A 14,046-nucleotide genomic window follows, 5' to 3' on the forward strand; every position below is an offset into this window, starting at 1 on the left:
CTGTTTTCATCTTATACTTTGGAACCAGTTCAATGCGTCCAGTTCTTCCCACGGATATCCGGCAATTCCGACTTGTCCTTTTGCCGCAACGTCAGCATAAAGGAAGCTCTCTTTCGATGGCTTGTCGAGGGCAAATTTCGCCGTGATCCACGCGGGGGTGAGCGGGAAGTGTTCCGCAATTTTTTGGGAGAGAAGTTCATCCGTCTCTTTGATGAGTGAACTTCCCAGCGTATCGACGGTGAAACTGATCGGTTTGGCTCTGCCGATGACATAGGAAATCTCGACGAGAGCTTTACGCGCAATTCCGGCGGCAACGATATGTTTGGCGATCCACCGTGCGGCATACAGCCCGGAGCGATCTACTTTCGTATAATCTTTCGAGCTTTGGGACCCTCCCCCGATCGGTGCATAGCCGCCGTAGGTGTCACTGACAACTTTGCGTCCGGTCAACCCCGAATCGGCAATAAAACTGTGGGTTACGAATCGTCCCGTATGATCGATAAAAAATTCGACCGTTGAGGGATCGAAGAGGGGATCGTTTGAGAGGAGTTGAACGATAAGGGTTTGAATCGTCTCTCTCACCTCATCGATCGGAATGGTATCATTATGGGGAACAGCGGCGACAATGGACGCTATCCGTTTCGGTTCTCCACGCACAAAGCTTTCCTTGGTACCGTAATCGAGCGTCACCTGGGTTTTGATATCGATACCGAAACGTTCGGGATGTTCCCGTGCATATGCGTACAACGCATCCCGGATTTTTCGTGCATACACCACGGCTGTCGGCATCAATGCCTCCGTTTCTATGGTCGCATATCCAAACATCATTCCCTGATCTCCGGCTCCGATCTCTCCGCTTTTTTGATCTACCCCGATACTGATATCGGCTGATTGTTGAGAAACAAGAACAGTGATCTCCATCTGATCCGGATACACCGTCTGGGAATCATCAAACCCTTTTTCGGGGTATCCGATGGAGCGAAGAGCGTCGAGAGCAGCATCTTTGAAAAACTGATGGGTGATTGCAGCGTTTGTTCTCACCTCACCGCCGATAATAATATGTTTACCGCTGAGAAAAACCTCCGTCGCAACCCGCGCATTCGGATCCAGCTGCAACAATCGGTCAACGATGGTATCCGCAATAATATCAGCGCATTTATCCGGATGCCCTGCAGATACCGATTCGGAGGTAAATAAATACATGCACACCCTTTTCTCAATTTTGTGTTATCATTAATCATTATAATAAAAACCCGTTCAAGGAGTATACCATGAGTACACGAAACGATCTTAACCTCAAAGAATTCGAAACCCTCCTCAAAACCGAAAAAACAAAAATCGAAAAAAATATCGGCATGATCAAAGAAGAGGTAAACAGTATCGCCAATGAAGACGAAATCGACGATGTAGAAGACATGGCCGAGCTTCAAATTGACAATGCAACCGATCAAACGCTTCTTCATAAGCTTGAAGCGGAGGTCAAAGAGATCGATGAGGCATTAAAGCGTATTGATGACGGGAATTACGGCATTTGTGAAAAAACCCTCAAACCTATCCCGCTCGAGAGATTAATGGCAAATCCAACGGCACGGACGATAGTCATCGAATAAAAGGGATTAGCAACACCATGGAGGATTCTGATGAGCGGTAACGAACAGCTGATTAATCATCTTGTCGCCGCAGGCGTCCTTCGCTCCCCCTCGCTCATCAACGCGTTTCACGTGTGTGACCGGATCCTTTTTATCCCAGATACACTCTATGCGTATGCGTATGAGGACCGTCCATTGCCGATTGGAAAGGCGCAGACCATATCACAGCCCTATACCGTTGCCATTATGCTCGAACTGCTCCATCCGCGCATCGGCGATACCGTGCTGGACATCGGATCGGGATCCGGATGGACGACGGCCCTTCTGGCGACAGCGGTTGGACCGGAGGGGTTTGTAGAAGGGGTTGAGATCATTCCCCATTTGGTTAAGTACGGCCGTGAAAGCTTGCAAAAAGCGCACATTCACAACGCTGCAATTACTCTGAGTCCCCCCTCCGTTCTGGGAAAACCGGGAAAGCTCTATGACCGTATTCTCGTCTCCGCGAGTGCATCCGAAATGCCGCGCACCCTCTTCGATCAGCTCAAAGTGGGAGGAATCCTTGTGATACCGGTTAAAAACAGTATTTGGCGTATCACGAAAAAGGAAGACGGCACCCTTGCACCCTATGAGCTCCCCGGATTCCGTTTTGTCCCTCTTATCCTCTCCTATAACGCCAGACCCCTTCGATTTCCGTAGCGCAGTACGGACACGTGTTCCCTTTTACCAAATGGTTGGTAACGTATTGCCCGATATGGCCGCGCCGATCGATCACCATCCCACCGCACCCCGGACAGTAGGTCGATTCACGTGACTCATCATCGATATTCCCGACATAGACATATTTCAATCCTACCTCTTTACCGATATCATAGGCCCGCCGTAGCGTCGAAGCGGGGGTTCTGGGACGGTCGAGCATTTTGTACATCGGATGAAACGCACTGATATGCCATGGCATGGCAGGATCGAGGTCGGCTTGAAATTGGGCGATAGCACGGATCTCTTCATCCGAATCATTCAGTCCAGGAATCAGCAGCGTCGTCGTCTCGATCCATATCCCTTTTTTATGGGCGTATTCGATCGTATCGAGAACCGGTTTGAGAGAAGCGCCGCAGATATCCTTGTAAAACGATTGGCTATATCCTTTAATATCAATATTCATCCCATCCAGATACGGGGCTATGGTATCGATCGCTTTGTGGGTCTCATAACCACTCGTGACATAGATATTTTTCAACCCCGCTTCGTGGGCGAGCTTGGCGGTATCGTAGGTGTATTCGAAAAAGACGACCGGTTCGTTGTAGGTGTAGGCAATGCTTTCGCACCCGTATTCAAGCGCCAGCTCAACCGCTTTTTTGGGTGAGAGGGATTGTCCTACGATATCGTGATTGTGCTCTTTGGGGTATTGGGAAATATCGGCATTCTGGCAAAATTTACACGAAAAATTACAGCCGACCGTGCCGAAAGAAAAGACTCTCGATCCCGGCAAGAAATGAAACATCGGCTTCTTTTCGACAGGATCGACATTGACCGCTGCCGCGAGGCCGTAGGTAAGAAGGTGCAGTTCCCCGTTTTCAACTTTACGAATGCCGCAAATTCCATATTCGCCCTCGGTGAGCGTGCAATGCTGATTGCACGCTTCGCAGGCGATCCTGCCATCTTCGAGTTTTTTCGAAAGCCAAGCGAGGGATGACATGACAACTCCTTCCAATGCACTTTTGGGAAACGGCTATTTTACTTTAATCTGTTTAGCCGATCCATTTTTGGACTCTTTTTTCGGGAGAGTAATTTCGAGAACACCGTCTTTATTTTCGGCATGGACATTTTCGGCATCCACATTGGAGGGGAGGGTAAAGCTGCGGGTAAAACTCCCGAAACTGCTTTCACACTGATAATAATCCTCTTTTTTAACCTCTTTTTTCTCTTTTCTCTCCCCTTTGAGGGTTAAAACACCATTTTCAACTTTTACGCTGATGTCCTCTTTTTTGACACCAGGAAGATCCACATCAATATGATAAGCATATTCCCCTTCTCTCGTATTGACTGCGGGGGTAAAGCTTGAAAAGAGATCTTTTTTCAGATTGGAGGAAAACGCTTCACTGATACGCTCTTCTAGTGAACGCAACTCTTTAAACGGATCAAATCGTGTTAACAACATGGAAAATCCTTTCATGAGCAATTTACAGAGAAGCAACCGCATTTTCCAGCCCATCTCTGCTTAGAAAGATTCTAGCCCCAATAAGATTAAATCTTACATAAAAAAATATTTTATACCAATATATCCCTCAAACTTAATCCCACTTTCCCCTTCTGGACATCGACTTCAACAACTCGGATTTGCGAAAGCTGCTGATTGACGCTGAGCACTTCGAGAGGGTGTGATATCCGTTTTTCCGACATCTGTGAAATATGGATCAGGCCGTCATTTTTCAATCCGATATCGACAAATGCGCCGAAATCGGCGATATTTCGGACTACCCCCGAGACGATAGAGCCCTCTTTCAGTTCTTTAATATCCGTGAGATCGGAGCGGAAGATGATCGGCGGGAGGCTCTCACGGGGGTCGAATCCCGGTTTTCGAAGCTCCGTGATAATATCGCTCAGCGTTGCCTCCCCTATCCCTAACTCCTGTGCGATACTGGGAATCTCCTCTTTCGTGATCATTGAGAGATTATAGCGTTTCATCAGGGCATTGGCGGCTTCATAACTCTCAGGATGGATTCCCGTGTTATCCAACACACTCTTCCCCTCCCGTATCCGAAAGAACCCCGCGCACTGTTCGTACGCTTTCGCCCCGAGTCCTTTGACTTTGAGAAGTTCTTGTTTGCTTTTAAACGCGCCGCTGTGTTCGCGGTATTCGATAATCGCTTTCGCAAGCTTCGACCCGACCCCCGCAACATACGCCAAAAGGGATGCCGAGGCGCTGTTGGGATCGACGCCGATGCGGTTGACCAGATCTTCCGTCACCTCGTGGAGCTTTTTTTCCAGCTGTTTTTGGTTCACATCATGCTGATACTGCCCAACTCCCAGTGATTTGGGATCAATCTTGACGAGTGCCGCCATCGGATCTCGCAGACGCTGAGCAATCGAGATCGCCCCCCGTATCGTCACATCGAGCTGCGGATACTCCTCTTGGGCAATTTTAGAGGCGGAATAGACCGAAGCCCCCGCTTCGGAGACGACGGTGTAGGTGAGATTCAGCCCCTCTTCGCGGTTTAAACGGGCAAAAAATTCCTGTGTCTCCCGGGACGCCGTTCCGTTACCGATCGCAACGGCATTGATTCCGTAACGTTGCGTGAGTTGTTTGATCACTTTCGTACTCTTCTCATAGTCACTCTGTGGCGGTGTCGGATAGATTACCGCATGATCCAGATAGGTGCCGTTTTCATCCACTACGGCAAGTTTACACCCCGTCCGATACGCCGGATCAGCCCCCAATATGGCACGTTTAGTAACGGGAGGCGAACCCAAAAGCTGTGAGAGATTTTTACCGAAGGTATTGATCGCCTGGGTATCGGCTCTCTCTTTGACCATCGTATGCACTTCTCTCTCTAGCGAAGGGAAAAGAAGCCTCTTAAACCCGTCAAGATAGCTCGCCAATAAGAGGCTTTGAGAGCTTTTGGCGCTCTTTGGGATACGGTAGCGGGCAATCGTGTTCTCAACCCGATCCATATCAAGGGCAATTTTCACGTTCAGCTCTTTTTCATTGACCCCGCGCATCATGGCCAGATAGCGATGCGAGGGGATCGAGGCGATTTTCTCCGTTTTTCCTGCAAGTTTGGCGAAAAGTCCCTCTTCTTTCAGCTCTTTCGTCCCCTTGATCTCAAAAGCGGAATACTCCAGCAATTGCTTTCTCCAGTAGTCGCGTTCTTTCGGATCATCACTGTAGCGCTCCGCCACAATATCCTGAGCCCCCTTGATCGCTTCCTCGCGCGATGTAATCGAGCCTTTGACAAACGATTCGGAGCGCTTGGTAAATTCGTTCAGTTCCAATCGGCCGCTCTCCAGCAGATCGGCCAGCGGTTCCAAACCCGCCGCAATCGCCGCACCGGCACGGGTGTTTTTCTTCTCTTTGTAAGGTCGATAGATATCCTCAACCTCCTGGAGAGTCGACGCCCCGTTCAGGCGGGAACGAAGTTCATCGTTCAATTGTGCACGCTCTACAATCAGCCGTGAAACTTCCTCTTTACGATCCAGCAGTTTTTTAGAATAGCCATAAACGGCATCAAAATCACGAAGTTGCTCATCGGTAGCTCCCCCCGTCATCTCTTTGCGGTAGCGGGCGATAAAAGGGATCGTGGAACCCTCTTCGAGAAGTTTGAGGATATTCGTGACGATTTTGGGGTTCAACCCCGTTTTATTGCTGAGTAGCTCGATGAGAGGATTCATTGGTTTCCTGATGGATTTGCATTTTTGGCGGCGAGTTCTCGGGCTTTGTCTTTTTTACTCTTCCCCTTCCCTTTTACCGGTTCCGGACCTTTCTCTTTCGGCGGAGGTGTCCCTATCAACTCATATCCGGCTATCTGTTCTCGCGGCAGTTTGATAGAGGAACGTTTTTCGATGAGGGAAAAATGATCCCTCTCCCCAAATCCGATAAACGAGACCGCTACACCCGATTTGCCTGCACGACCCGTCCGCCCGATGCGGTGGATATAATCAGCCGGTGAGCGGGGGAGATCGAAATTGATCACACAGCTGATTCCATCGATATCCAAACCCCGCGCGGCGATATCGGTGGCAAAGAGGATACGGATTTTTTTCGCCTTGAACTGTTCGAGTACATAGGTACGGTCTTCTTGGAGAAGATCACCGTTGAAAGAATCCGCCGAAAAGCCGTATTTACGGAACTTTGCGGCGATGTTGTCGGAAGCGCGTTTGTTCGCCATAAAGACCAATACCTGCTCCCATTTTTCGGTATTGAGCAAATGTCTGAGTAAGGGACCCCGATTTTCAGGATTGACCTCAATGACCCGCTGCCGGATGCTCTCCACCGTCGGCGTTTGTGCTTCCAAAGTGACATGAATCGGATTTTTGGTTATTTTGGAGGCAATCGCTTCCATTTTCGGCGGATAGGTTGCCGAAAACAGCAGATTTTGGCGCTTTGCGGGGATGGCCTCTAAAATCAGATCCAGTTCTTCAACAAATCCCAGGTCCAACATTTTGTCGGCTTCATCCAGGACGAAAAACTCCAAATGTGACAAATTCATCTGCTTTTTTCTCAACACGTCGAGAAATCTCCCCGACGTAGCGACGAGAATGTCGCACCCTTGCTGTATGGCGTAGAGCTGATCGCCGATGCTTTCACCGCCGATAATACTCACTACCGTCGGTTTTTTCGGCAAAAAAGCCCCCATCGTCACAAACGTCTGTGCCACCTGCTGCGTCAGTTCCCGTGTCGGAGTGAGAACAAGCGCTTTGATCTTCCCTTTCCCCTCCCCTCGGGTCTTTGTCCAAAGTTCCAAAATCGGCAATACAAAACTGGCACTCTTACCGCTCCCCGTTTGTGCACGGGCGAGGAGATCATGGTGGGTGAGGACGAGCGGAATCACCTTCTCCTGGATCGGCGTCGGCTCTTTGTATCCGCTATCTTTAAGGGCACGCTGTATGGCGGATGAAAGTCCGAGTTCTGAAAAGGGCATTTGTAAATTCCTCGTTGTATGGGGATAGGTATAGTGAAGGGAAGTATATTTTTAATTTGTGGTAAAACGGATTAAAATCACGAATTTGTAGGGTACCGGAGTGATTACCCGGCCTGAAGAGCGATCACATCACGGATACTCTCATATCTGTATTCCTCGAAAACAACATTTCCGACTGACGATGCGATAACGGCCATCCGGTCAGCAAGCTCATTCCCCTCAACCCCGGCATGTCCGCGCACATGGGAAATAATCACTTTGTCTTTAATCGCATCATAAAGCGCATGGGCAGCTTTGATCAGATCGAGATTTTTAATATCCCCCCCTTTTTTCGTCCACCCTTTCGCTTTCCATCCGTATGCCCAGTTCACTACACACTCGATACTGTACTTAGAGTCCGATAAAATCGCAACCGGTTCATGCAATGTCTCGGCAGCAAGTTCAAGCGCTCTGAGCAAAGCTTTAAGTTCTGCGGTATTGTTGGTCCCGATCTCATCCGCAGCGCCGTAGATCAGAACAGGTTTCTTCCCCTCTTCATAGATTGCCAATCCGCTTCCGGATCTTCCCGGATTTCCTGAACACGCACCGTCACAATAGATAGCAAAACGGATCTCATCCGTTAGGGCTGAAACAGAATCCCGTTGAATCACAGCGCTCTTTTTCTTCCTTGCTATCGTTTGTGATGGTGCCGACGGCTTCGATGAAAGATTCGACCCGAACGCTTCTTCGGCTTCTTCTCTGCTTTTATAGCTCTTGTACACCGCTCCGGAAAATTTGTCGACCTGCGCTAAGCACTCCGCCCATGTGGTATAGATTCCGGGCGTTCTCCCCTTTTTCACCACGTAAAATTTTTCTGCCATTCTCTTGTATCCTTTCTCATTGCCGTTCAAAGCTTTAGACGAATCCCGACTGGGCAGTGATCGGACCCCGTAATATGTTGCAAAATAAATGCATCTTCAAGCGATTCCGCCAGATCATCCGAAATGAAAAAATAATCGATTCTCCATCCAACATTTTTAGAACGTGCACTAAAGCGGTACGACCACCAGCTATACTGATTCTCTTTGTCCCCGTGAACATGGCGGAAGGTGTCGATGTAGCCATGCGCGATCAGCTTATCAATCCATGCGCGTTCGATGGGGAGAAATCCGGACGTTTTTTCATTTGATTTGGGATTTTTCAAATCAATAGGTCGATGGGCGGTATTCACATCGCCGCATATGATGATCTTTTTTCCCTCAGATCGAAGCAACTGGCAGTAATCCAAAAAACGATCATAAAACTCGAGCTTGTACGCAAGACGCTCTTCATCTTTTTGTCCATTCGGAAAATAGACATTGAATAAAACAATCTCCCCATAATGATGCTCGACGATCCGCCCCTCATTCAGCAGATCGATGTCACTCCGGATATCCGTAAGAACGGGTTCCAATGCAGTGGCGATCAGTGTTCCCGAATATCCCTTTTTCTCAGCGCTGTTGATCGTGAGCGTCGCATAGCGGTTGGCAAAGAGATTCTCCGGCAGCTGATCGCTCATGGCTTTGATCTCCTGCAGACAGAGTATGTGCGGCCGGCGTTCTTCGAGCCAGTCAAACGCTCCCTTTTCCGCTACCGCGCGGATGCCGTTGACGTTCCATGAAATAATCTCGATCGTATGGTCCATTTTTTCCCTTTATCCCAACCAGCACACCTAGAGCGGAAAAGATGATTCCCAATGCGGCTATCAAAGCCCGTATTTTACAATAATTTATGCGGTGGTACCCTATTTTAGAAAGTTTGTATTTTTGTCGATATATCACTGACTCCAAAAAGGAGAAACATAGAATGGATTCAATCAATTCAAATCCGGGAATGGGTCCTCAGATCTATGCCATGAAAAAAGCGATGGAAACCCAAGGACAAGGTTTAATGAAACTCTTAGACAGTGCGCAGGTTTCTGTAGATACAAAACCTGCCCCCTCTTCCGGTTCTTCCCTTACAGGACTTGGGCAAACGCTCGATATCCGGGGATAAATCCTCTGCCACTAAAATGGCGGAGTGAAATTATTCATCTAAAAAACACTCCCATTACTGTGGCTTCAAAAATAGCGTAGGAATTTATAGTACAATTATGCACTTTAAAAATGACCGGATTGCCTAAATGTATCGATATTTTTCCCTCTTAAGTTTTTTCCTAATTTTAACGCTGCATGCCCAAATCGACAAAAATGAACTCTCCAAACTTAATGTCGAAGCGTTATTGGTCAAAGACCTGACAACGCGTGAAATCATCTATTCCAAAGAAGCTCTCAAAGAAGTTGAACCGGCCAGTCTCACCAAAATCATGACGGCGATATTGGCGATTGAGCAAGGGAATTTGAATCGTCCTGTCCTCATCACAGCAGAGATGATCGCTGTTGAACCGACAATAGCAGGGTACAAAGAGGGGGAAATGATTATCCTTGAAGATCTGGTTAAAGCGGCCATGATCAAATCCGATAACGATGCGGCGATGGCTATTGCATTTGCCGTCGGAGGCAACGTACATAACTTTGTAGAGATGATGAACCTGAAAGCCAAAAAGATAGGGATGCGTAATACCGTTTTTACCAACCCTTGCGGTTATGATATCGGCAATCACCACTCAACCCCAAAAGACCTTCTCAAACTGGCAGAATACGCGATTAAGAACCCTTTTTTCAATGAGGTTACCCGACAAAACCAGCACATTTACTACGGATTCAATACGAACCGGAAATTTATTGCCAAAACCCATAACCACCTTTTAAACCGCTATGAATATGCGGTAGGCGTCAAAACGGGGTACACGTCCAAAGCAGGCCCCTGCCTCATCGCCCGTGCAAAAAAAGATGGAAACGATTGCCTGATCGTTATGCTAAATTCAAAAGCAAACCGCTGGGCATTGGCCCAACAAATCTTTGAACGGATTTTTGTTCAACCGGTAAATAGATTCTTAGAATCCGTGTAAATTACACGGAAATACATTTTGACTATTTGTTTCCTATTGAAATTTATCTCGATTGCACGAGGATCTTTTTCTAGACCTTACTTTGAGCATTTTTGAAAAAGTGTCGAAATAGATTTCGTATGTGCGATGGAGTCAATAACTCCCCTCGCCTACCGTAATGACATAGTTGTCATCCACTTCAACAACACCGAATGAGTGTTGTCCGCAAAAGCTCTCATTCATCTCTTGTGCCCATGCACGAGCGATGCGCATTGCATTTTCTTTATCATCCAACGTTTTGATCTGCGGCATATTTTTTCGAATCGCACATTTGCACATTTTTTCAACCACTACATGATGTTCCATAATTTCCTCCTTTTAATGACCGGATTTGCATCCACAGCCGCCACCGACCATTCCGATGACAAAATTGTCATTCACTTCAACCAGCTGGAACTCATGCTTGCCGCAAAAGCTTCCGTTCATATGGGCCAGTTTAGTTTCTGCTGCTTCTTGTGCACCCTCTTTTGAATCAAATGTAGTGATTTGAGACATTTCCTCTTTCTTTGCGCAGCTGCACAGTTTTTCAATAACGACATGATGTTCCATAGTGTTTCTCCCATACTAATATCAGCAGAGTATGCATAGAGCGTTCTTATGAAGATTGATAGAGATCAGCTATTCTGATGATAACGGCTGATCACTTGATTTCGGCCCCGTTCTTTTGCGCTATACAGCTGTGTATCGGCCTCTTTATAAAGTTCTTCGCATGTCATTTCACTCTTTGAAGAATAAAAAGCTATCCCCATGGATATGGTTACAAATGGAGAAACATCGTTTTTTATATGCGGGAATGCCTTACGTTCGATTTCGAGACGGATTCGGTTTCCTAAGTCGATACACTCCTCTTCCTCCATGCCGCTCACAACTATCGCAAATTCTTCTCCTCCGAGTCTGAAAGCATATTCACCGCTTCGTGAAGTATACGCTTTTAAAATTTCGGCGATTTCAGTCAAAATCGTATCACCAGCCTGATGCCCATACGTATCATTGTATAATTTAAAATTATCGACATCAATCATCATTAACCCCAAGCTTGAAGAGTGCCGTTTTACACGATTCATCTCTTTTTTGATCATTTCTGCATAATAACGGCGATTGTAGAGTCCGGTCATCGAATCGGTAATGACCAGTTCCTCGATTATTTTTTTGTCGCTGATGTCGTGTCGAACCGCTGTATAGCCAATAATACTCTCTCCTTCAATATCCGGCGAAATAGTCGTATCAACCCAATAATAACCGCCGTCAGATTTACGGTTTTTAATCTCTCCATGCCAGATTTTGCCCGAAGAAATCGTTTCCCAAAGATCTTTAAATACCTCATGAGGCATATCGGGGTGGCGGATAATACGGTGATTTTTCCCAATCAGCTCCTCTTTCGTATATCCGCTGATCTGACAAAATGCTTCCGAAACATCCACAATATTACCATTCTTATCGGTTCGGGAGGTGATAACGTACTGATCAACCGTATCAATGTATCTTTGAAGTTTTTTCGCTTTGATTCGAATACGCTCTTCTAAATTCTCATTAAGGGTTTCAATCTCTTTTTTTTGATTCGAGAGGAGAAGATTTTGCTGATTCAGCTGCATCATTTTTTGATTAATATCCGTCGACATTTTTTGAAATGCCTTGATCAATATTTGCCATTCGGTATCATAGTGTTCCTGCTCTATAGGAATAGTATAATGCCCTTCTGAAATCTCTGCCGCATAGTGTGTTAATCGTTCAATCGGTTTTGAAAAAGAACGTACCAGTATGGTCAACATACCGATCACAACACTGGCACCGACTAGAAAAAGAAGCAGTATCAATGAAAATTGTCGATACCATCTCTCTAATAACTCGTTCTCATCAATCCTGACCGCTATATTCATCCGAAAATCATCTTGATATCCCCAGGCTACCCCTGCATTCTTTCCCGATCGATCGCGGATATAACATTGGCCTGACTTTTCTTTTGAAGAAACACCCGTAAGAAAATCCATTTGCTGAAAAGCCTGTATGTCCGTGTGACGAATCGGAGCTGCCGTCAACATTTTTCCCTCATGCTCAAAGGTTGCGATAAGCTTCCCGGTTTCCCCCAATTCAGAATAATTGTTGATCACATCATGCATTTTATGATTATCCAATTGCACCGCGACTACTCCGAGTATTTTCCCATTTTCAACAACCGGTTCTGCAATAAAGGCTGCGAAATCGTAACTTGGATCATAATAGTCATATTTGGAGATATAGGGTTTGGTATTCTTCAGTGCGTCACGAAAAACTCGAGCCAGCTCTGTATGACGATATATGCCAGAAAAAAGGTTTGTATTCAGATCACTCTCTGCTTTGGCAGTGTAAACAATGTCCCCGTCCTTGGTGATAATAAAGAGATCATAAAAATCATTTTTATCGGCAAATCCAGCCAGAGTTTTCTCTATAGTATCAGGGGGAGCGTTCCAGAACTCTTTTTCAAAAACGGGGTAATGACGTGATGTAAAATAGAGCAGCTGCCTTAAATTATTTAAGGTGACATAGCGTTCATGCGCATACATTTTTAACGCATCAAGCTGATGCAACAACATCTTGTTGATACGAATTAACGCGTTATTACGGATCGTGTCTCGTAATTCCCATGTCATACCGATCATAGTTGCCAAAATGACAATAGTAATACCGGAAAACCACAGAACCATCCGTTTGAGCAATGTCATATTCTGGAGAAAGTTCATAAAAATTCCTTTGTTTCACCCGCCTTTTCATCACTGTTTCTCTGTAATTCACTAAATATATTTTATATCGCTTGAATCAGTGTACACAGATTTTATAAAAATTACGTTACGAATCAAAAATAGATACGGAATATCAAATATATGGAGTGCTTATACACGTTTGTAGGTATTACTCGACTAAAGAGTAGGAAAGGGGTGTTGTCTGAACGACAAAGTAGAGTTCATTGAGGGTATTAAGGCTTTTGATGACATTCGTGCGACGCAGCTGCACAGTTTTTCAATAACGACATGATGTTCCATAATCCAATCCTTTGTCTATTTTTTAAATAAATGAACTGCATAGTATTTTCTAGATAGTCGTATTGTTAAAAATTACTTATTTGTATATTTTGGATATACTTATTTATCAAGGCGTTATATTAGGAGTGTAAGATGTTATCGAATTTATCGATTCAAAATCAAAACTTCGAAAATTTTCATAGCTATATAACTTTAGCCGAAAATTCGCCTGATTACATTATCCAATACAATGTTAAAGGACAAATTGTCTATCTTAATAAAAAGATGCAGCAATTTTTCAATCTCCCATATGAAATGCTCATCGGAAATAATCCTCATGATATATGGCCGGATGATCGTTATAAATTCATTGAAATCACAATAGATCAAATCATCCAAGATGGTAAAATACGTACAATAGAGCTTTTTATACCGACGGCCAATGAATATCATCAAATCATCGTTACCCCTTCATTCGCTTCTGACAACATAACTATTAACGGTATTATTTTGTTTGGACGTGATGTAACAGAATTGAAACATGCTATGGAAAATGTAATCGAAATCAACAAAAAATTGGTTCAATTAGCCCACTACGATCCACTCACCGGATTGCCTAACCGACTAAGCCTTATCGAAATGCTCACCGATAAATGTACCAAAACCCACCCTTTTGCATTTATGTTTTTAGATATTGACGGGTTCAAAGAGATAAATGATTCTTACGGTCATCGGTTCGGAGATTTATTGTTGATCGAAACTTCCAAAATTATAGTAGATTCTGCCCCTCCTGATGCCTTTATTGTCCGTACAGGAGG

Annotated in this window: 15 protein-coding genes; 5 read left to right on the forward strand and 10 right to left on the reverse strand. The window is 45.5% G+C overall.

Going from position 1 to position 14,046, the window contains the following annotated elements:
* Positions 1-6: 6 nt before the first annotated feature.
* Entirely contained in the window at positions 7-1,203 is a 1,197-nt protein-coding gene (gene metK, locus WB308_RS00545) for a methionine adenosyltransferase (protein ID WP_424187922.1), read from the reverse strand.
* 68 nt (positions 1,204-1,271) lie between these two features.
* Here metK and WB308_RS00550 point away from each other — a divergent pair, with 68 nt between their 5' ends.
* Together WB308_RS00550 and WB308_RS00555 are read left to right on the forward strand one after the other, a co-directional pair.
* Entirely contained in the window at positions 1,272-1,610 is a 339-nt protein-coding gene (locus WB308_RS00550) for a TraR/DksA family transcriptional regulator (protein WP_424187924.1), read from the forward strand.
* 30 nt (positions 1,611-1,640) lie between these two features.
* On the forward strand, positions 1,641-2,285 hold the full coding sequence (locus WB308_RS00555; protein ID WP_424187926.1) for a protein-L-isoaspartate O-methyltransferase family protein: 645 nt from the start codon (positions 1,641-1,643) through the stop codon (positions 2,283-2,285).
* Here the strand turns inward: WB308_RS00555 and amrS are convergent.
* The 6 genes from amrS to WB308_RS00585 form a co-directional block, all read right to left on the reverse strand.
* Entirely contained in the window at positions 2,245-3,282 is a 1,038-nt protein-coding gene (gene amrS / locus WB308_RS00560) for an AmmeMemoRadiSam system radical SAM enzyme (protein WP_424187928.1), read from the reverse strand. The two genes, WB308_RS00555 and amrS, sit on opposite strands and share 41 nt — an antisense overlap.
* A 33-nt stretch (positions 3,283-3,315) precedes the next feature.
* Positions 3,316-3,744 carry an Hsp20/alpha crystallin family protein gene (locus WB308_RS00565; protein WP_424187930.1) on the reverse strand — a complete coding sequence of 143 codons (429 nt, stop codon included), beginning with the start codon at positions 3,742-3,744 and terminating at the stop codon, positions 3,316-3,318.
* Between the two features lie 110 nt (positions 3,745-3,854).
* The gene (locus WB308_RS00570) at positions 3,855-5,975 is read right to left on the reverse strand and encodes a helix-hairpin-helix domain-containing protein (protein WP_424187932.1); all 2,121 of its coding nucleotides are present in this window, start codon (positions 5,973-5,975) and stop codon (positions 3,855-3,857) included.
* Complete coding sequence (locus WB308_RS00575; RefSeq protein WP_424187934.1) at positions 5,972-7,225, reverse strand: DEAD/DEAH box helicase; 1,254 nt, start codon at positions 7,223-7,225, stop codon at positions 5,972-5,974. The genes WB308_RS00570 and WB308_RS00575 overlap by 4 nt, the downstream gene beginning before the upstream one ends.
* Positions 7,226-7,329: 104 nt before the next feature.
* Positions 7,330-8,085, reverse strand: a complete 756-nt coding sequence (locus WB308_RS00580; protein ID WP_424187936.1) for a viroplasmin family protein — start codon at positions 8,083-8,085, stop codon at positions 7,330-7,332.
* A 26-nt stretch (positions 8,086-8,111) separates the two neighbouring features.
* A complete protein-coding gene (locus WB308_RS00585; RefSeq protein ID WP_424187938.1) occupies positions 8,112-8,888 on the reverse strand; it encodes an exodeoxyribonuclease III in 777 nt (258 codons plus the stop codon).
* 161 nt (positions 8,889-9,049) lie between these two features.
* On the opposite strand from WB308_RS00585, the gene WB308_RS00590 reads away from it, so the two are divergent.
* Entirely contained in the window at positions 9,050-9,238 is a 189-nt protein-coding gene (locus WB308_RS00590; protein WP_424187940.1) for a hypothetical protein, read from the forward strand.
* Positions 9,239-9,365: 127 nt separating this feature from the next.
* The gene (locus WB308_RS00595; protein ID WP_424187942.1) at positions 9,366-10,193 is read left to right on the forward strand and encodes a D-alanyl-D-alanine carboxypeptidase family protein; all 828 of its coding nucleotides are present in this window, start codon (positions 9,366-9,368) and stop codon (positions 10,191-10,193) included.
* 132 nt (positions 10,194-10,325) lie between these two features.
* Here WB308_RS00595 and WB308_RS00600 read toward each other — a convergent pair whose 3' ends face one another.
* The 3 genes from WB308_RS00600 to WB308_RS00610 form a co-directional block, all read right to left on the reverse strand.
* A complete protein-coding gene (locus tag WB308_RS00600; protein WP_424187944.1) occupies positions 10,326-10,538 on the reverse strand; it encodes a hypothetical protein in 213 nt (70 codons plus the stop codon).
* Between the two features lie 12 nt (positions 10,539-10,550).
* Positions 10,551-10,781, reverse strand: coding sequence for a hypothetical protein (locus tag WB308_RS00605; protein ID WP_424187946.1), 231 nt, complete (start codon positions 10,779-10,781; stop codon positions 10,551-10,553).
* Between the two features lie 65 nt (positions 10,782-10,846).
* Entirely contained in the window at positions 10,847-12,949 is a 2,103-nt protein-coding gene (locus WB308_RS00610) for a diguanylate cyclase (protein ID WP_424187948.1), read from the reverse strand.
* Between the two features lie 432 nt (positions 12,950-13,381).
* Between WB308_RS00610 and WB308_RS00615 the strand changes: the two genes are divergently transcribed.
* Positions 13,382-14,046, forward strand: a 665-nt coding sequence (locus WB308_RS00615) for a diguanylate cyclase domain-containing protein (RefSeq protein WP_424187950.1), incomplete at its 3' end; no start/stop codon positions are given.

Source organism: Sulfuricurvum sp., from assembly GCF_049587615.1.
Classification (GTDB): domain Bacteria; phylum Campylobacterota; class Campylobacteria; order Campylobacterales; family Sulfurimonadaceae; genus Sulfuricurvum.

What these genes read in the sequence shown, in the direction of transcription:
- WB308_RS00575 (WP_424187934.1), bottom strand. Translation starts at nt 7,225, where the DNA reads ATGCCCTTTTCAGAACTCGGACTTTCATCCGCCATACAGCGTGCCCTT.
- WB308_RS00605 (WP_424187946.1), bottom strand. Translation starts at nt 10,781, where the DNA reads ATGGAACATCATGTCGTTATTGAAAAACTGTGCAGCTGCGCAAAGAAA.
- WB308_RS00585 (WP_424187938.1), bottom strand. Translation starts at nt 8,888, where the DNA reads ATGGACCATACGATCGAGATTATTTCATGGAACGTCAACGGCATCCGC.
- WB308_RS00580 (WP_424187936.1), bottom strand. Translation starts at nt 8,085, where the DNA reads ATGGCAGAAAAATTTTACGTGGTGAAAAAGGGGAGAACGCCCGGAATC.
- WB308_RS00565 (WP_424187930.1), bottom strand. Translation starts at nt 3,744, where the DNA reads ATGTTGTTAACACGATTTGATCCGTTTAAAGAGTTGCGTTCACTAGAA.
- WB308_RS00595 (WP_424187942.1), top strand. Translation starts at nt 9,366, where the DNA reads ATGTATCGATATTTTTCCCTCTTAAGTTTTTTCCTAATTTTAACGCTG.
- WB308_RS00610 (WP_424187948.1), bottom strand. Translation starts at nt 12,949, where the DNA reads ATGAACTTTCTCCAGAATATGACATTGCTCAAACGGATGGTTCTGTGG.
- WB308_RS00570 (WP_424187932.1), bottom strand. Translation starts at nt 5,975, where the DNA reads ATGAATCCTCTCATCGAGCTACTCAGCAATAAAACGGGGTTGAACCCC.
- metK (WP_424187922.1), bottom strand. Translation starts at nt 1,203, where the DNA reads ATGTATTTATTTACCTCCGAATCGGTATCTGCAGGGCATCCGGATAAA.
- WB308_RS00555 (WP_424187926.1), top strand. Translation starts at nt 1,641, where the DNA reads ATGAGCGGTAACGAACAGCTGATTAATCATCTTGTCGCCGCAGGCGTC.
- WB308_RS00550 (WP_424187924.1), top strand. Translation starts at nt 1,272, where the DNA reads ATGAGTACACGAAACGATCTTAACCTCAAAGAATTCGAAACCCTCCTC.
- WB308_RS00590 (WP_424187940.1), top strand. Translation starts at nt 9,050, where the DNA reads ATGGATTCAATCAATTCAAATCCGGGAATGGGTCCTCAGATCTATGCC.
- WB308_RS00600 (WP_424187944.1), bottom strand. Translation starts at nt 10,538, where the DNA reads ATGGAACATCATGTAGTGGTTGAAAAAATGTGCAAATGTGCGATTCGA.
- amrS (WP_424187928.1), bottom strand. Translation starts at nt 3,282, where the DNA reads ATGTCATCCCTCGCTTGGCTTTCGAAAAAACTCGAAGATGGCAGGATC.